Origin of the sequence: Bradyrhizobium sp. SZCCHNR1098, from assembly GCF_032489375.1 — a bacterium.
Lineage (GTDB): Bacteria > Pseudomonadota > Alphaproteobacteria > Rhizobiales > Xanthobacteraceae > Bradyrhizobium.
Genome location: NZ_JAUEXY010000001.1, coordinates 470,051 through 487,082 on the forward strand (window position 1 = coordinate 470,051; position 17,032 = coordinate 487,082).

16 protein-coding genes are annotated in these 17,032 nt (G+C 63.7%); 7 read left to right on the forward strand and 9 right to left on the reverse strand.

Annotated elements, in window-relative coordinates:
- Window positions 1-353: 353 nt before the first annotated feature.
- From QX135_RS02130 to hemJ, 7 genes are all read right to left on the reverse strand, one after another.
- The gene (locus QX135_RS02130; protein WP_315740410.1) at window positions 354-1,250 is read right to left on the reverse strand and encodes a ParB/RepB/Spo0J family partition protein; all 897 of its coding nucleotides are present in this window, start codon (window positions 1,248-1,250) and stop codon (window positions 354-356) included.
- 153 nt (window positions 1,251-1,403) lie between these two features.
- Window positions 1,404-2,255, reverse strand: a complete 852-nt coding sequence (locus QX135_RS02135) for a ParA family protein (RefSeq protein WP_315759087.1) — start codon at window positions 2,253-2,255, stop codon at window positions 1,404-1,406.
- A gap of 34 nt (window positions 2,256-2,289) precedes the next feature.
- Window positions 2,290-2,958 carry a 16S rRNA (guanine(527)-N(7))-methyltransferase RsmG gene (rsmG, locus tag QX135_RS02140; RefSeq protein WP_409997749.1) on the reverse strand — a complete coding sequence of 223 codons (669 nt, stop codon included), beginning with the start codon at window positions 2,956-2,958 and terminating at the stop codon, window positions 2,290-2,292.
- Between the two features lie 10 nt (window positions 2,959-2,968).
- Window positions 2,969-4,846, reverse strand: a complete 1,878-nt coding sequence (gene mnmG / locus QX135_RS02145) for a tRNA uridine-5-carboxymethylaminomethyl(34) synthesis enzyme MnmG (protein ID WP_316180703.1) — start codon at window positions 4,844-4,846, stop codon at window positions 2,969-2,971.
- A gap of 236 nt (window positions 4,847-5,082) precedes the next feature.
- Complete coding sequence (gene mnmE / locus QX135_RS02150) at window positions 5,083-6,420, reverse strand: tRNA uridine-5-carboxymethylaminomethyl(34) synthesis GTPase MnmE (RefSeq protein ID WP_316180702.1); 1,338 nt, start codon at window positions 6,418-6,420, stop codon at window positions 5,083-5,085.
- A gap of 179 nt (window positions 6,421-6,599) precedes the next feature.
- Complete coding sequence (gene rho, locus QX135_RS02155) at window positions 6,600-7,865, reverse strand: transcription termination factor Rho (RefSeq protein WP_315740414.1); 1,266 nt, start codon at window positions 7,863-7,865, stop codon at window positions 6,600-6,602.
- A gap of 240 nt (window positions 7,866-8,105) precedes the next feature.
- Window positions 8,106-8,528 (reverse strand): protoporphyrinogen oxidase HemJ, encoded by a 423-nt coding sequence (gene hemJ / locus QX135_RS02160; protein ID WP_316163696.1) that lies wholly within the window; start codon window positions 8,526-8,528, stop codon window positions 8,106-8,108.
- Between the two features lie 414 nt (window positions 8,529-8,942).
- On the opposite strand from hemJ, the gene QX135_RS02165 reads away from it, so the two are divergent.
- The 4 genes from QX135_RS02165 to dnaQ are packed head-to-tail and all read left to right on the forward strand — an operon-like array spanning window position 8,943 to window position 11,781.
- Window positions 8,943-9,782, forward strand: coding sequence for a pyruvate, water dikinase regulatory protein (locus tag QX135_RS02165; RefSeq protein ID WP_315740416.1), 840 nt, complete (start codon window positions 8,943-8,945; stop codon window positions 9,780-9,782).
- A gap of 11 nt (window positions 9,783-9,793) precedes the next feature.
- Window positions 9,794-10,402, forward strand: a complete 609-nt coding sequence (locus QX135_RS02170; protein ID WP_315740417.1) for a Maf family protein — start codon at window positions 9,794-9,796, stop codon at window positions 10,400-10,402.
- 38 nt (window positions 10,403-10,440) lie between these two features.
- On the forward strand, window positions 10,441-11,040 hold the full coding sequence (coaE, locus tag QX135_RS02175; protein WP_315740418.1) for a dephospho-CoA kinase: 600 nt from the start codon (window positions 10,441-10,443) through the stop codon (window positions 11,038-11,040).
- Between the two features lie 42 nt (window positions 11,041-11,082).
- Entirely contained in the window at window positions 11,083-11,781 is a 699-nt protein-coding gene (gene dnaQ / locus QX135_RS02180; RefSeq protein ID WP_316233919.1) for a DNA polymerase III subunit epsilon, read from the forward strand.
- A 58-nt stretch (window positions 11,782-11,839) separates the two neighbouring features.
- Here the strand turns inward: dnaQ and secB are convergent, their stop codons facing one another.
- Entirely contained in the window at window positions 11,840-12,328 is a 489-nt protein-coding gene (gene secB / locus QX135_RS02185; RefSeq protein WP_315740420.1) for a protein-export chaperone SecB, read from the reverse strand.
- A 385-nt stretch (window positions 12,329-12,713) separates the two neighbouring features.
- On the opposite strand from secB, the gene QX135_RS02190 reads away from it, so the two are divergent.
- From QX135_RS02190 to QX135_RS02200, 3 genes are all read left to right on the forward strand, one after another.
- A complete protein-coding gene (locus tag QX135_RS02190; RefSeq protein WP_315740421.1) occupies window positions 12,714-13,415 on the forward strand; it encodes a Tim44/TimA family putative adaptor protein in 702 nt (233 codons plus the stop codon).
- A 164-nt stretch (window positions 13,416-13,579) separates the two neighbouring features.
- Window positions 13,580-15,214 (forward strand): murein transglycosylase A, encoded by a 1,635-nt coding sequence (locus tag QX135_RS02195; protein WP_316233920.1) that lies wholly within the window; start codon window positions 13,580-13,582, stop codon window positions 15,212-15,214.
- A gap of 12 nt (window positions 15,215-15,226) precedes the next feature.
- On the forward strand, window positions 15,227-15,802 hold the full coding sequence (locus QX135_RS02200) for a Smr/MutS family protein (RefSeq protein ID WP_316180695.1): 576 nt from the start codon (window positions 15,227-15,229) through the stop codon (window positions 15,800-15,802).
- Between the two features lie 3 nt (window positions 15,803-15,805).
- Here the strand turns inward: QX135_RS02200 and QX135_RS02205 are convergent, their stop codons facing one another.
- Window positions 15,806-16,927, reverse strand: coding sequence for a hypothetical protein (locus QX135_RS02205; RefSeq protein WP_316180693.1), 1,122 nt, complete (start codon window positions 16,925-16,927; stop codon window positions 15,806-15,808).
- Window positions 16,928-17,032 lie beyond the last annotated feature (105 nt).

The following is a 17,032-nucleotide window of genomic DNA, read 5'->3' on the forward strand; positions in this document are numbered from 1 at the left end:
CATTCCGGGGCGACGCGCGCCAGCGCGGCGAGCCCGGAATCCATCGGGCCAAGCGATCTGCCGAGAGATGGATTCCGGGTTCGTGCTGCGCACTCCCCGGAATGACGGAGAAGAGTTTCGAGATCACCAGAGGCAACCGTGACCAGGACGCACTGGTCGTACCCGTCGCCTAATGAGTAACTCGTCGTGCCCGGGCTTGACCCGGGCAGCCATCCTCTTGGAGCGAGTACCATCGAAAGATGGATGACCGGGTCAAGCCCGGCCATGACGATGTGGTGAGGACGTCACAACAAAGCTGACGGGAGTTCGTCGGAAGTATCTCGACAACGGGACCGCAATTACGACCTAACAGCCTAACCCTGCTCCAGCCGCCGCATCACCTCGTCGAGCTGCTCGAGGCTGCGGTAGGTGATCTGCACCGTGCCGCCGGGGTCGCGGTGGCTGATCGACACCGAAAGGCCGAGCGCATCGCCGACGCGCTTCTCCAGCGCGATGGTGTCGGCGTCCTTCTTCTCCGCCGGCGCACTGCCCCCAGAGCTGCGTGGCTTCTGCGGCTTGCGTTCCGGCACGCCCTCCTCGTGCGCGAGCGCCTCGGTCTGGCGGACGTTCAATCCTTCCGCGATGATCTTCTTCGCCGCCGACATCGGATCCGGCAGGTTGATCAGCGCACGCGCATGACCGGCCGAGATCTGTCCGGTCGCGATGAAGCCCTGCACCTCGGCCGGCAGTTTGGTCAGCCGCATCATGTTGGCGACGTGGCTGCGGCTCTTGCCGACGATCTTGGCGATGTCTTCCTGGTTGCGTTTGAACTCGTTGGCGAGCGCGTGATAGCCCTGCGCCTCCTCCATCGGATTGAGATCCTCGCGCTGCACGTTCTCGATGATCGCGAGCTCCAGGGCATCGCTGTCGCTGACATCGACCGGAACGATCGGCACCTCGTGCAGGCCGGCGGCCTGCGAGGCGCGCCAGCGCCGCTCGCCGGCGATGATCTCGTAGCGGTCGTGCTGGCCCTTCACCGGACGCACCACGATCGGCTGGATCACGCCGTGCTGCTTGATCGAGGCCGAGAGCTCGGCGAGCTCGCCGTCGGAAAACGTCTTGCGCGGATTGCGCGGATTCGGCTTGAGGAATTCGATCGGCACCTTGCGCTGATTGCGCGGCCGCTCCGGCGGCGCGCCGGCCTCGCGGCCGACGTCACCGATCAGACTTGCGAGACCCCGGCCCAATCGCGATCGCGACTCGTCGGCCATCGCCTTCTCCTTTGGATTCACGTCACGCTCCGCTTGCGTCTGCTGCCGATCGGTCCCGTCGGCACAATGAACGAGGGAACGGATTCATTTCGGAATCCGCTGCCGTCCTCGAATGAGATCCGGGCGACGAGGTCCCCCGGAGCAGAGGCAAAGTCAGTTCGTGCGCAGGTCACGCTCGCGCTGAATGACTTCGGTCGCGAGCTTGAGATAGGCCTCGCTGCCGACGCACTTCAAGTCGTAGACCAGCACCGGCTTGCCGTAGGACGGCGCTTCCGAGATGCGCACGTTGCGCGGGATCATCGTGTTGTAGACCTTCGATCCCATGAACTGGCGGACGTCGGCGACGACCTGGTTCGACAGGTTGTTGCGCGAGTCGAACATCGTCAGCACGATGCCGTGGATCGAGAGGTTCGGGTTCAGGGTCGAGCGCACCTGCTCCACGGTCTGCAGCAGCTGCGACAGACCTTCGAGCGCGAAGAACTCGCACTGCAGCGGCACCAGGATCGCGTCGGACGCGGCCATTGCATTGACCGTCAGCAGGTTCAGCGACGGCGGACAATCGACCAGCACGTAGGTGTAGTCGTTCTCCGGCGAGACGTTGTTGTTGAGGCCGGCGATCGCATCGCGCAGACGGAAGGCGCGGTTGGCGGTGGAGCCGAGCTCGAGCTCGAGACCCGACAAGTCCATCGTCGAGGAGGCGATGTGCAGCCGCGGCACGGCCGTCGCAACGATGGCGTCGCGCAGCGAGGCCTCGCCGATCAGCACGTCATAGGTCGAGCAGTTGCGGCTGCCGCGGTCGATGCCGAGCCCGGTCGAGGCGTTGCCCTGCGGATCGAGGTCGACGATCAGCACCCGCTCGCCGATCGCTGCCAGCGCCGTACCGAGGTTGATCGCGGTCGTGGTCTTGCCGACCCCGCCCTTCTGATTGGCGAGCGCCAGGATGCGCGGATGCCCCTCCGGGTGCGGGGCTCTATCTTCTTGATAAATCTGATCAATTACGGCCATGCGCGATCGCCATTGGTTGTCGTCTTGACGGAATTCAGCTCTGTCGCTCGATGCAATCGATTGCGACGATCCAGCCCTGCCCGCCCGTCCGGCTGGAGTGAAGTTTCGACTCAATTTTCCAATACTTAGTAGATTCGGTCAATTCCGCTTCTACATCTTGACCCTTGAGAAACAGCGCTTTCGCGCCTTTTTTCACCAAGGGCTCCGCAAAGCCGATGAGCTGATGTAGCGGAGCCAGCGCGCGTGCGGTCACGCAATCGACTCGCCCGCTCCACTTCTCCACGATATCCCCGATCTCTGACAAATGCACGATCCCCGGAGCGCCGGTGACGCGAATTGCTTCGCGCAGGAACGCTGCCTTCTTGGCGTTGCGCTCGACCAAGTGAATCTGTGCACCCGGCCGATCGGCCAAAGCGCAAGCAAGCACGACGCCGGGAAAGCCGCCGCCGCTGCCCAGATCAATCCAGATCCTGGCGTCGGGCGCGAGATCGAGAAGCTGCAACGAATCGGCGATGTGGCGCGTCCAGAGATGGGGCAAGGTCGACGGCGCGACCAGATTGGTCTTCGCCTGCCATTCCAGCAGCAATGCGACATAGCGATCGAGGCGTTGCTCCGTTTCACGTGAAACGGGAGTCAGCGCGAGCGCTGCCGCCTTGTCCGATTCGATCATCTTGGATGCCACCGCTGGCGATGCCTGTTTCACGTGAAACGCCTCAGCCGGTGGCCTTGCTGCGACGTGCTTCTCGACGGAGATAGGCCGCAAGGATCCCGAGCGCCGCCGGAGTCATCCCATCGATCCGGCCCGCCTGTCCGATCGTCCACGGCTTGGCTGCCGTCAGCTTCGCCCGCGCCTCATTCGAAAGACCCGGGACGAGCGCATAATCGACCCCACCGAGCACCAAGCCCTCATCGCGCCGGAAGGCATCCACGTCCTCGCTCTGGCGGCGGACATAGACATCATATTTGGCATCGATCTCCAGATGGACGGCGATGGCGGGATCGATCGCACCGAGCTCCGGCCAGATCGCTCCCACCTCGGAGAAGCCGATCTCCGGATGGGCCATCAGATCGAAGGCCGAGCGGCGCTGGCCATCCTTGTTGAGCGTGAGGCCATGCTTCGCCGCCTCGTTGGGCGTGATCGTCAGCGACCTCGCCATCGAACGGGCAGCCTCCAACGCATCCATCTTGGTTCGATGGAAACGCGCGCGATCATTGCCGACACAGCCGAGCGCGATGCCCTTGTCGGTCAGTCGCTGGTCCGCATTGTCCGCCCGGAGGGTTAGCCGATACTCCGCGCGCGAGGTGAACATCCGATACGGCTCGGTGATCCCTCGCGTGACGAGATCATCGATCATCACGCCGAGATAGCCGTCGGCACGATCGAACACGATCGACTCGCCGCCGCCCGCCGCGAGCGCCGCATTGAGCCCGGCTACCAGACCCTGGGCGGCAGCCTCTTCGTAGCCGGTCGTGCCGTTGATCTGACCCGCCAGGAACAGGCCCCTCATCCGCTTGGTCTGGAGCGTTGGCTCCAGCTCGCGTGGATCGACGTGGTCGTACTCGATCGCATAGCCCGGTCGGATCATCCGGACGCGCTCGAGGCCCGGGATGGTCGGCAGCAGCGCGAGCTGGACCTCCTCGGGCAACGAGGTCGAGATACCGTTCGGGTAGACGGTGGTGTCGTCGAGCCCTTCCGGCTCCAGGAAAATCTGGTGACCGTCGCGATCACCGAAGCGGACGATCTTGTCCTCAACCGACGGACAGTAGCGCGGCCCGGTCGACTTGATCTGGCCGGAGTACATCGGCGAGCGATGGACGTTGGCGCGGATCACCTCATGGGTCGCGGTCGTCGTTCGGGTAATCCCACACTGGATCTGCGGGGTGGTGATCCTGTCGGTCAGGACGGAGAACGGCTCCGGCGGATCGTCGCCGGGCTGCATCTCGACCGCTGTCCAGTCGATCGTCGATCCATCCAGACGCGGCGGCGTGCCGGTCTTGAGCCGCCCGAGCCGAAATCCGATGGCTTCGAGAGACCGGGACAGCCCCAGCGCCGGCGCTTCGCCGACCCGGCCGGCCGGCCAGGTCCTCTCACCCAGGTGGATCAGACCACGCAGAAACGTGCCGGTCGTGATAACGACGGCGCCAGAGATGAAGGTCCGGCCGTCAGTCAGCCGCAACCCCGCCACCCGCCCGCCGGTAGCGATAAGTTCGTCCGCCTCGCCTTCAATGACGGCGAGATTCGCGGTCTCCCGGATCGCCGACTGCATCGCGGCAGCGTAGAGCTTGCGGTCGGCTTGGGCGCGTGGACCTCGAACGGCCGGCCCCTTCCGGCGATTCAGAACCCGAAACTGGATACCGCCAACATCGGCGACGCGACCCATCAGCCCGTCGAGAGCATCAACCTCGCGAACCAGATGTCCCTTCCCCAGCCCACCTATGGCCGGATTGCAGGACATGGCGCCGATGGTCGCGAACTGATGCGTGATCAGGGCGGTTCGGGCACCCATGCGCGCCGCGCCCGCCGCAGCTTCACAGCCAGCGTGGCCGCCACCGATGACGATGACGTCGTAGGATGTCAGATGCTCGCTCATGTGGCTTATCTAGCGCGTGCGGACAACGCTCGGAAGACGTTTCACGTGAAACATTCGCCACCGTCGGGCAGGGAGGGAGATGTTTCACGTGAAACAGCATCGGTGCCATCTGGGACTTGTTTCACGTGAAACGTCCAACGAGGGCTCTACCCTGTTTCACGTGAAACGATTGACGATCAGTTAACCAAGCAACATTTCATTAAGCATATCTGCGTGCGCCGAGGCTCTTGACGCTACTACTTTCCGATACAGAACTCGCGGAAGATCACGTCCAGCACATCCTCGACATCGACCCGCCCCAACAGACGCCCAAGCGCCAGTGCGGCGATCCGCAGCTCCTCCGCGGCAAGCTCCTCACCGAGATCAACAGCCGTAACGCTCCGACGAAGCGCCGCCACGGTCTCATTGAGCAGGGCTCGTTGCCGCTCCCGGGTGATCAGGCCATTCTCGGTCGATCCGAAGAAATCACGGGCGAAGGCTATCAGAGCCTCCAGCAGGCCGGCCACCCCTGCTCCGGTTCTGGCCGAGATCGCAAAGACGGGAGCATCACCCTGCACCGTCGCCGTGGCTGTCTCCTGCGGTCTCGGCAGATCGATCTTGTTCCGGACCAGCCAGACAGGCACCTCGCTTCGACGCTCTGCCTCCGGCTGATTATCCTCGGACAGCCACAGCACGAGATCGGCCTGCGCAGCCCGATCCCGGGCCCGGCGCACACCCTCCTGCTCCACGGGGTCGTCCGTCTCCCGGATCCCCGCGGTATCGATCACCGTGACGGGATAGCCTTGGAGATCGAGCTGGATCTCGATGACGTCGCGCGTGGTGCCGGCATGAGGCGAGACGATCGCCACCTCACGTCGGGCCAGCTGGTTCATCAAGGTCGACTTGCCCGCGTTTGGAGGTCCGGCGATGACGACCGTCAGGCCATCGCGCAGCCGCTCGGCCCGGCCCTGCGCCGAGAACACGGCCTCGATCTCCGCCAGGAGCTGTTCAATCCGCGATAGCGCCGGCGCCATCAGCTCGGTCGGCACGTCGCCTTCATCGGCAAAATCGATCCCGGCTTCGATCAGCGCCGTAGCTTCGATGATCTGCTCACGCCAGCCCCGCGCCTTGTCACCCAGCAGGCCCTTGAGCTGGCGCAACGCCTGGCGCCGCTGCCGATCCGTGTCGGCATGAATGAGATCGTCGAGGCCTTCGGCTTCGGTCAGATCGATCTTGCCATTCTCGAACGCCCGCCGCGTGAACTCGCCCGGCTCGGCAGGGCGCATCTGCGGCATCGCCGACAGGACCGAGAACACCGCCGCGATGACGGCGCGGCTGCCATGGACATGCAGCTCGGCAACATCTTCGCCGGTGGCACTGGCCGGGCCGGGAAACCACAGCACGACGGCATCGTCGATTGGTTCGCCATTGCCATCCCGCAGCAAGGCGCGCGTCGCCATCCTCGGCAGCGGCAGTTTCCCCGCAAGCATCTGAAGGGCGATACCGGCGTGAGACCCGGAGAGTCTGACGATCGCAATCGCACTCGGCAGGCGTCCGGAGGACAGCGCGAAGATGGTCTGGTCGTGAGGATGCATGATCCTCAGTTGGGCTCACCGGCAGCGAAAGACAATCGGTTTGCAGCGGCATGCTTTACGCCGACGAACCATGGCGGGCGGATAAGCATCGAGGACTTCTCGCCGGGCGCAGCGACAAACAAGTCAAACAAAAAGGGCGCTCCAAAGAGCGCCCTTTCCAAATCGAGACCGTGGCGCGATCAGGTGTTCATGGATTCGAAGAACTCGGCATTGCTCTTGGTGCTGCGGAGCTTGTCGAGCAGGAAGTCGATCGCGTCCATCGTGCCCATCGGATTGAGGATGCGGCGGAGCACGTACATCTTCTTGAGGTTCTGCGGCTCGGTGATGAGCTCTTCCTTGCGGGTGCCGGAGCGGGCGATGTCGATCGCCGGGAAGGTCCGCTTGTCCGCGACCTTGCGGTCAAGGATGAGCTCGGAGTTGCCGGTGCCCTTGAACTCTTCGAAGATGACCTCGTCCATGCGGCTGCCGGTATCGACCAGAGCGGTCGCGATGATGGTCAGCGAGCCGCCTTCCTCGATGTTGCGGGCGGCGCCGAAGAAGCGCTTCGGCCGCTGCAACGCGTTGGCGTCCACACCGCCGGTCAGCACTTTACCGGATGACGGCACGACGGTGTTGTAGGCGCGGCCGAGACGGGTGATCGAGTCCAGCAGAATGACGACGTCGCGGCCGTGCTCGACCAGGCGCTTGGCCTTCTCGATCACCATCTCCGCGACCTGGACGTGACGCGCCGCCGGCTCGTCGAAGGTCGAGGACACGACCTCGCCCTTCACCGAGCGCTGCATGTCCGTGACTTCTTCCGGACGCTCGTCGATCAGCAGCACGATCAGGTAGCACTCGGGATGATTGGCCGTGATCGAGTGCGCGATGTTTTGCATCAGCACCGTCTTGCCGGTGCGCGGCGGCGCGACGATCAGCGCGCGCTGGCCCTTGCCGATTGGCGCGACGATGTCGATCACGCGTGGCGACAGATCCTTGCGGGTCGGATCCTCGAGCTCGAGCCGGAAGCGCTCGTCCGGAAACAGCGGCGTGAGATTGTCGAAATTGACCTTGTGCTTGGACTTCTCGGGATCCTCGAAGTTCAGCGTGTTGACCTTGAGCAGCGCGAAATAACGCTCGCCCTCTTTCGGGCTGCGGATGTGGCCTTCGATGGTGTCACCGGTGCGCAGCCCGAAGCGGCGGATCTGCGAGGGCGAGACGTAGATGTCATCGGGACCCGGCAGGTAGTTGGCATCGGGCGAGCGGAGGAAGCCGAAGCCATCGGAGAGCACCTCGACGACGCCCTCGCCGATGATGTCGATTTCCTGGATCGCAAGCTGTTTGAGGATGGCGAACATCAGCTCCTGCTTGCGCATCGTGCTGGCGTTCTCGACCCCGTTTTCCTCCGCGAAGGAGACGAGCTCGGCCGGCGTCTTTGACTTGAGGTCCTGTAGTTTGATTTCCCGCATTGGGGTGGTCCTGTGGAAGCGACTTGGGAGGGATGCGAGGTGGCTGTGGGAAGGCGGACGAAAATGAGGTCCGCAGGTCTGAGCAAGGTTGGCGCCGATGAGGCACCAGACCTGATGCGGCGGCCGGTCAAGCCGGAACGCAACCACATCCGCCTGCGTGGGGTGGGATATCTACAATATAGAAAATCGCGCCGGCGTCTGCAAGGCGTCTGCAGCGCAGCGGTATTCCGAGGGAAACGGTCAGAACGGCTTGACGATCACGAGAATCACGATGCCTATCATCAGTACCGTTGGTACCTCGTTGATGTAACGGTAGAATTTCTGGCTGCGGGTGTTCTTGTCGGCGCCGAATTCCCTGACCCAGCGGGTGAACAGTCCGTGGACTCCGGACATGATCAGCACCAGCAGAAACTTGGCATGAAACCAACCGCTGGTATACCAGTGGCCGGCCCAGACCAGATAGAGCCCGGCAAGCCACGTCACGGTCATCGCCGGATTGATGATCGCCTTGAGCAGGCGCCGCTCCATGACCTTGAACGTCTCGGACTGCTTCGAGCCGATCTCGGTGTCGCAATGATAGACGAACAGCCGCGGCAGATACAGCATGCCGGCCATCCACGCGATGACGGCGATGACGTGCAGGGCCTTGATCCACTCATACATCGGAGACGCGTGATCCTCTCGGCTGGTGATCAGCTTGCGTGCCGAGACATATCCGCTCGCTCAGTCCCCTCCAAACCAAATAATTTTAGAATCTTAAGGTTTGAGTCTAGGTAGCGGTGGATTGGACTCATGCAATGTCATCCGCAGTGTGCCCGCAGCTTGTTCACATCCCTCAACATGTGAGCTGCACACGCCGGATCGCCGCAGAGTTCAATGTGATTCAAACGCTTGCCGAAATCCTTCGACAGCTTATCCAGAGACAAACCGACCTCGTCCCGATATCATCGCGCTGCTGTCTGGCGCTGTCCCGGACGGCGACCATGTGCAGAACTATCGGGGTTATACAAAGGGAGCGGTCCGAGGCTGCTTTTTGGTCCCATCCTTCACAGGGATTCACAGATCGTTAAGGATTTGATGCCCACCACCGGCAATTACTTTCACCTGCATCTGGTTTCCGATTCGACGGGCGAAACCTTGATCACGGTCGCGCGAGCGGTCGCCGCGCAGTACACCAACGTGACCCCCGTCGAGCACGTGTACCCGCTGGTTCGCAGCCAGAAGCAGCTCGACCGTGTGCTCGACGAGATCGAGGAAGCCCCCGGCATCGTGCTGTTCACCCTGCTCGAGAAGGACCTGGTCAGCCGGCTCGAAGGCAAGTGCCAGCAGATCAACATCCCGAGCCTGTCGATCATCGGTCCGGTGATGCAGCTGTTTGAGGCCTATCTCGGCGCATCGACCGCCGGCCGCGTCGGTGCGCAGCATGTGCTCAATGCCGAATATTTCGCCCGCATCGATGCGCTGAACTACACGATGCTCCACGATGACGGGCAGATGGTCGACGGCCTCGAAGACGCCGAAGTGGTGCTGGTGGGCGTCAGCCGGACGTCGAAGACTCCGACCTCGATCTATCTCGCCAACCGCGGCGTGCGCACCGCCAACGTGCCGCTGGTCCCGGGCATTCCGATCCCGCATCAGCTCGAGACATTGAAGAAGCCGCTGGTCGTCAGCCTGCATGCGACCCCGGAGCGGCTGATCCAGGTGCGGCAGAATCGCCTGCTCAGCATGGGTGCGGAATCCGGCAATGAGAACTATGTCGACAAGCAGTCGGTGACGGACGAGGTCGCCTATGCACGCAAGCTGAGTGCGAAGTTCAACTGGGTCATGCTCGACGTGACGCGGCGCTCGATCGAGGAGACGGCCGCCGCGATCCTGAAACTCTATACCGACCGGCAGCGGCAGCGGCTTCCGGACTAGTGAGCGGATCAATGTCCATCTGGTGCAGTGACGAGCCTCTCATTCTGGCATCGCAAAGCCGCGCGCGGCGGATGCTGCTCGCGAACGCAGGCCTCGCGTGCGAGGCCCTTCCGGCCGATATCGACGAACGCGCGGTGCAGGCCGAAGCCGGCCTGGTGGCGCCCTACGAGATCGCGTTACACCTTGCCAACGCAAAGGCCGCTGCGGTCTCGGCAAGCAGGCCCAATTCATATGTGGTGGGCGCGGATCAGACGCTCGCATTGGGTGAGCGCATGTTCAACAAGCCAGCCGGCCGCCAGCATGCCATGCAGCAACTGTTGGCGCTGGGCGGGCGCACCCATGCGCTGCACTCGGCCATTGCCGTGGTCCGCAACGGTGAGGTGCTGTTCTCGCACGTCGCAATTGCCTGGATGACGATGCGCGCCCTCACCGAAACCGAGATCGCGGCCTATCTCGATGTCGCCGGCGAAGCCGTCACATCCAGCGTCGGCGCCTATCAGCTGGAAGGGCTCGGTGTGCACCTGTTCGACCGGATCGACGGCGATCACTTCACCATACTCGGCCTGCCGCTGTTGCCGCTGCTCGCCTATTTTCGCGAAGCGAAGCTGCTCAGGATCTGATGCCGACCGCAGCCATGCGTAAGGGGGAGTGACCGCGGATGAGAGTGCTGGGTCTGACCGGCTCGATGGGCATGGGCAAGTCGACGACCGCAAAGCTGTTCGCGGAAGCCGGCGTGCCGGTCTACGACGCCGACGCGACCGTTCATAAGGTCTATGAAGGCGAAGCCGCGCCGGCGATCGAAGCCGAATTTCCTGGGACGACGGTGGACGGCAAGGTGGATAGGGCCAGGCTCTCGGCCAAGGTCGTCGGCGATCCCGCCGCGATCCGCAGGCTCGAAGCGATCGTGCATCCGATGCTGCGCTCCTATCATCAGAAGTTTCTCGACGACGCCGAGCAGTCCGGCGTGCCCGTTGCCGTCGTCGATGTCCCCTTGCTGTTCGAGACCGGCGGCGACAAGCGCGTCGATGCCGTGGTGGTGGTGTCGACCGCGCCCGAGATCCAGCGTCAGCGCATTCTGGCGCGCGGCACGATGACGGAAGAAGCGCTCGATGCGCTGCTCGCACGGCAGATGCCGGATGCCGAGAAGCGCAAGCGCGCCGATTTCGTCGTGGATACCTCGCACGGGCTCGATCCGGTGCGGGCACGCATCCGCGACATCCTGGCGGAGGTCGTTAGAATGCCGCAGCGCCGGGGCTGATTCGCGAACGCCGGCGGCGCGGAATTCGACGGATCTGATCAGATGCGTGAGATCGTTCTCGACACCGAAACCACCGGCCTCGACGCTCTGCGCGGCGACCGCCTGGTCGAGATCGGCTGTGTCGAGATCATCAACCGCATGCCCACCGGCCAAGTCTACCACCGCTACATCAACCCCGAACGCGACATGCCGGCGGAGGCGTTCGCGGTTCACGGACTGTCGAGCGAGTTCCTGGCGGACAAGCCGCTGTTTCACGAGATCGTGGAGGAGTTCCTGGAATTCATCGGCGATGCCCCGCTGGTGATCCACAACGCCTCGTTCGACATCGGCTTCATCAATGCCGAGCTCGACCGGGTCAAGCGCGCGGCCATTCCCAGGGATCGTCTGGTCGATACGCTGCTGCTCGCACGTCGCAAGCATCCTGGCGTGTCGAACCGCCTCGACGACCTCTGCTCACGCTATGCGATCGACAACTCACGCCGCACCAAGCACGGCGCGTTGCTCGACGCCGAACTGCTGGCGGAGGTCTATGTCGATCTGGTCGGGGCGCGGCAGTCGCAGCTGATCCTGACCCAGGACAGCCAGGAGATCCGCATCGGGGGGGCCGGCGATACGGCGCGCCGTCAGCGCGAGCAGCCGCTTCTGCCACGTGTCACGGATGCGGAGCGAGAGGCGCATCGCGCCTTCATCGCCACCCTCGGCGACAAGCCGATCTGGATGGAGTTTCTCGCCGGCACGTGATCCGCCGGATCGGCAGCGGATCACGCCCTGCAAACATCAATCGTAAAGCTGAACCAGATCAGCTCGACAGCACTTGGCCGCCCTGGGCCGCTGCCTGGCGCTCCATGTTCTGGCGGTACAGGCCAACGAAATCGACCGGGTCCAGCATCAGCGGCGGGAAGCCGCCGTCGCGCACCGAGTTGGCGACGATCTCGCGGGCGAACGGGAACAAGAGGCGCGGGCATTCGATCAGCAGCATCGGCGACAGGTTCTCGCGCGGAATGTTGACCAGCCGGAACACGCCGCCATAGACCAGCTCGAAGCTGAACATCACCTGGCTGCCGCTCTCGGCCTTGCCCTCGATCGTCAGCGTCACCTCGTATTCCGTGTCATTCAGCGCGTTGGCGCCGACATTGATCTGGATATTGATCTGCGGCGGCTGGCCCTGCGGTGCCAGGGACTGCGGAGCGTTCGGATTCTCGAACGAGAGATCCTTGATGTATTGGGCCAGCACGTTCAGTTGAGGAGGAGCAGCCGCCTCGGGAGTGGCGCCGTTACCGTTGGTCATCGCAGTGTTCTCCAGGCAAAAAGGGCGGGTCGTTGCGGCGCGTGGCTACCATAGGGCCGGCTTGTTCCACAAGGACGAGCCACGGACGCCGCAAAAGGCCGAGGCAAAGGATTGATCCGGCCGGCATGCCTCTATTTGTCGCATCGGCCCCCGGGCGGAACCAGCGACCGGCCTACCCCGTTCCAATCAGGGGTCGATCGGATTTCCCCTTGAGAAGGAAAAGGGTTAGGATCGCTACGCCACAATGTGCCATTGGCCGGGCCCAATTCGATGACTACATCCGGGTCGACCGAGGGATTCACGGGTCTTTACCTGGATCCTGTAGAACGGGTGTCCGGTGGCCGGGCTCCGCGTTCGGCTCGACAGGTCAGAAAGCGAACACGACGTGGACATTTATACCATCATCTTCCTGGCGTTGGCGGTCTTCATCTTCGTGCGCCTGCGCGCCGTGCTCGGGCAGCGCACCGGAAGCGAGCGGACGCCGTTCGATCACGCCGCCAGAAACGCGGTCCAGGGTGCGCCGGACAACCACGTTATGCCGGTTCCCAACAAGCCCGTCGACCCCTCGGCTTCGGTCCCCGGCGGCGAGATGCCGGCGGCGGGCGATCGCTGGCGCGGCTTGGCCGAGCCGGGCACGCCGCTCGCGCGCGGCCTCGACGCGATCGTCGCCGATGACTCATCGTTTGACCCGCGCCATTTCCTGACCGGTGCGCGCAGCGCCTACGAGATGATCGTGCTGGCGTTTGCCAATGGCGATCGCCGCGCGTTGCGCGACCTGCTGTCGTCCGAGGTCTATGAGAGCTTCGACGCCGTCATCAAGGAGCGCGAGAAGCAGGAGCAGAAGACCGAAACCCGCTTCGTCTCCATCGATACCGCCGAGCTGGTCGGTGCCGAGCTGCGCGACCGCACCGCGCAGGTCACGGTCCGCTTCGTCTCGCAGATGATCTCGGTGACACGCGACAAGATGGGCAACATCGTCGACGGCAATCCGGACAAGGTGGCCGACATCACCGACATCTGGACTTTCGCCCGCGACACCGGCTCGCGCGATCCGAACTGGAAGCTGGTCGGCACTGGCAGCCATTGATGGAATAGGTTGCCGCCGCCGGCGTTACGTTGGAGGGCACCGCTCTCGGTGTCGGCCGGCTGCGTCAGGAGAACGACGAGGCGCATTCTTGAATTGTGACGTCGATTTTTTAGAATCCCGTTTTTTCCGAACTTCGCGTTGAGTGGTACTTTGATGGTGCAAGCATGGTTCGCGAAATTTGGAAGCGGGGTTTCACCGCTCATCGCGTGAAGTACTGGACATCGGCGCTCGCCTTGAGCGTCGTTGCCGTGGCGCTCGCCCCTTACGCGGCCGAGGCGGTGCGCTCGCGCCACCGGACCCCGGCGGCATCGGTGCGCCACCTGCCCTACCCCCAGCTCGACTGGCCGCTCGAAATCAACAACAGCCAGTACCTGCCATTGGCCTGGAACGACGTGCCCGGCTGGAACGACGATGATCAGCTCGCGGCGTACCGGACGTTCCGCGCCAGTTGCAGGCCGATCGCCGCCAAGACGGATGTCACGCCGGACGCCAAGGCGCTAGGCGATTCCCTGCGTGATCCTTGCCGCGATGCGCGGTCCGCCGATCTTGCCGACAATGCTGCAGCGAGGGCGTTCTTCGAACGGCACTTCGAGCCGCTGAAGATCTCCAAGCTCGGCGATGCCGACGGCTTCGTCACCGGCTACTACGAACCCGTGATCGACGGCTCGCGGACCCAGAACGAGGTCTACAACGTTCCGGTCTATCGCCGCCCCTCCAATCTGTTCGTTCGCGGCTTCAAGCAGGACGCGACGAGTCTGCCCAACAAGGGTCCCGTCTACCGGAAGATCGGACGGCGCAAGCTGGTCCCCTATTACTACCGCGCGGAGATCGAGGACGGCGCCATCGAGGGCCGCGGCCTGGAGATCGCGTGGCTGAGGAACCAGACGGACCTGCTGTTTGCCCAGATCCAGGGATCCGCGCGCATCAGTCTCGACGACGGCTCGACCGTCCGCATCAACTACGATGCCTATAATGGCCATCCCTATACGCCGGTCGGCCGTGTCCTGATCGAGCGCGGCATCATTCCGCGCGAGCAGATGTCGATGCAGCGCATCCGCGACTGGATGGAGCAGAACCCGGAAGGTGCCAACGAACTGCGACGGACCAACCGCTCCTACATCTTCTTCCGCGAGGTGCAGCTGTCGGAGAAGGACGAGGCCGTCGGCGCCCAGGGCATCCCGCTGACTCCGGGCCGCTCGATTGCGGTCGACAAGTCGCTGCACGTCTATGGCACGCCGTTCTTCATCACCGGCGAGTTGCCGATCGAATCCGAGAAGTCGAAGACGGCTTTCCACCGGCTGATGATTGCCCAGGATACGGGCTCGGCGATCGTCGGACCTGCGCGCGCCGATCTCTACTTCGGCGCGGGACCGGACGCCGGCAAGGTCTCCGGCCGCCTCAAGCACAGCATCCAGTTCGTGATGCTGGTGCCGAAGAGCCTCGATCCGGTCGCGCGTGGCCGCAAGATGCCGCTGCCGGATGCGCGTCCGTCGGAGAAGATCGCCAAGCTGTTTCCGCAAGCGCTGCCGAAGCAGGCAGCGAAGGAGCCTGCCAAAGATCAAGCGAAGGAGCAGGACCAGGCCAAGACGGCGGCGGCGCCCTCCGCGGCCAAGGATTCAAAGGCCGCTGCTCCCGTCGCAGCTAGCTCCGTGATCGCCGTCGCAAAATCCGCGACCACGGTGGCGCAGAACGTGGTGGCCCCACAGCCAGTGCCCCTGCCGGAGGCCCGACCGCGACTCGAAAGTGATCGCAATATCCGCCGATTGCGCTATGGCAGACGCCACCGCAACCGCCGATGACAAGCCGTTTCCATGTCGCATGATCCCGAGCCGCCGCGCGGCCGTCGCAAGCGCGGCCTTTCCGAGGACGAGCGCACGCTGTGGGAAACGGTCGCGCGACAAGTCAGGCCGCTGCGCAAGACACAGCGTCCGGTGCGGCTGCATCCGCCGATGACGACGTCCGAACCGCAGCCAGACAAACCCGCGATGACGCAGCGGCCGGTCGCGCCGGTTGCCGCTTCGAAACCTGTCCGGCCAGCGATACCGCCGCTGGTTTCGCTCGGCCGGAAGGAGCGTTCGAAACTGTCGCGCGGCCGCAATGAGATCGATGCGCGGCTCGATCTGCACGGCATGACCCAGAGCCGGGCGCACCAAGCGCTGCATCATTTCCTGCATCGCGCGCAGCATGATGGGCTGACCTTCGTGCTCGTCATCACCGGCAAGGGCACCATCGGCGCGGACCCTGAACGCGGCGTGCTCCGGCGCCAGGTGCCACATTGGCTGAGCCTGCCGGAATTCCGCTCGCTGATCGTCGGCTTCGAGGAGGCCCATGTCGGACATGGCGGCGCCGGCGCGCTCTACGTCCGTATCAGGCGCCCAAGAGGCTGAGGCTCAGAACGGCCGGATGATGCCGACGCGCGGCACGGCGGTGACGATCCAGCCCAGGATCGTGGTCCTGCGATCGTCGGGATCAATCGGTGCAATCGGCTTGGTCGCGGGAAGCGTCTTCACCGCGTGCAGCATCATCACCATGCAAACGACCCAGCTCGAGATCCAGCGCGAATAGTCGAACACCATCGCGAACATCACGACGTAGGCGAGGCTGATGAAGATCAGCGCGGCGATGACGATCTGGCGATGGCGCCGCTCTTCCAATGCGCCGACAAGATCTCTGTAGTAGCTCCATAGCGGTGCATGCAGCCAGAGCAGCAGCGCATATACGGGCACGCCGAGCAGATTGGACGGCATGCGCGCCCAGGTGTCCTGCACTTCCTTGGACAGCGGCTGGTACCAGACATAGGCGAACTGAAGCAGCTCGGTGCGCGATGGATCGGCCATTCGTGTCTGCAAATAACTTACGAAATCGGCTTCGGGCAGCGGCATGGTTCCGAGGAATTGCGCGGCTAGGAACAGGATGCCGAGGCCGAGCAGCGCGCTTGCGCCCACGGCAAGGTCGAGCCGGGCGATGGGGCGGGCCAGATAGCAGCGCAGCACGACGATGGCGACGATGGTGGGCACATACATCAGCAGATGGATGTGATGGATCAGCACCAGCACCGCCGAGATGAGCGTGGCGAGCAGGACGTAGCCGAGTGAGCTCGCCGGGACCAGCAACAGGATGATGACGCCGAGACAGCCATAGATGTCGAAATGACCGAGCGTGAACAGGAAGTTCTTGAAGACGAACGGCGACCCCGCCGTGAAGACGAACAGCGGCAGCTGCGCGCGATCAAAACCAAAGGTGCGTTGGAACAGCTTCAGGTACAGAGCGAGCGTGATCAGCCAGACGCTGCCGCCGATTGCGAACACCAGCCACACCGGCACCTTCGCCGTGAACAGTCCGACGATGGCGCCGACCAGCGTGCGCTTGATGAAGCCGTGGTGATAGTCGACCAGCAGGTGGATGTAGGGGATGTAGGGCGGCAGCGTGAGCTTGTGCAGGAAGACGCCGAGCATCACGGCGGCGTTGACGGCGAGCATCGCCTGCCAGTGTTTGTTGTAGGCGCCGGTCATGAGGCGTCCGCGATGTTCAGGAGGTCCGTGTCACATCCAGCATTGTCGTCCCGGCCTTGAGCCGGGACCCATAACCACCGCTGTCCGCGGTGAGGCAAGGCTGGA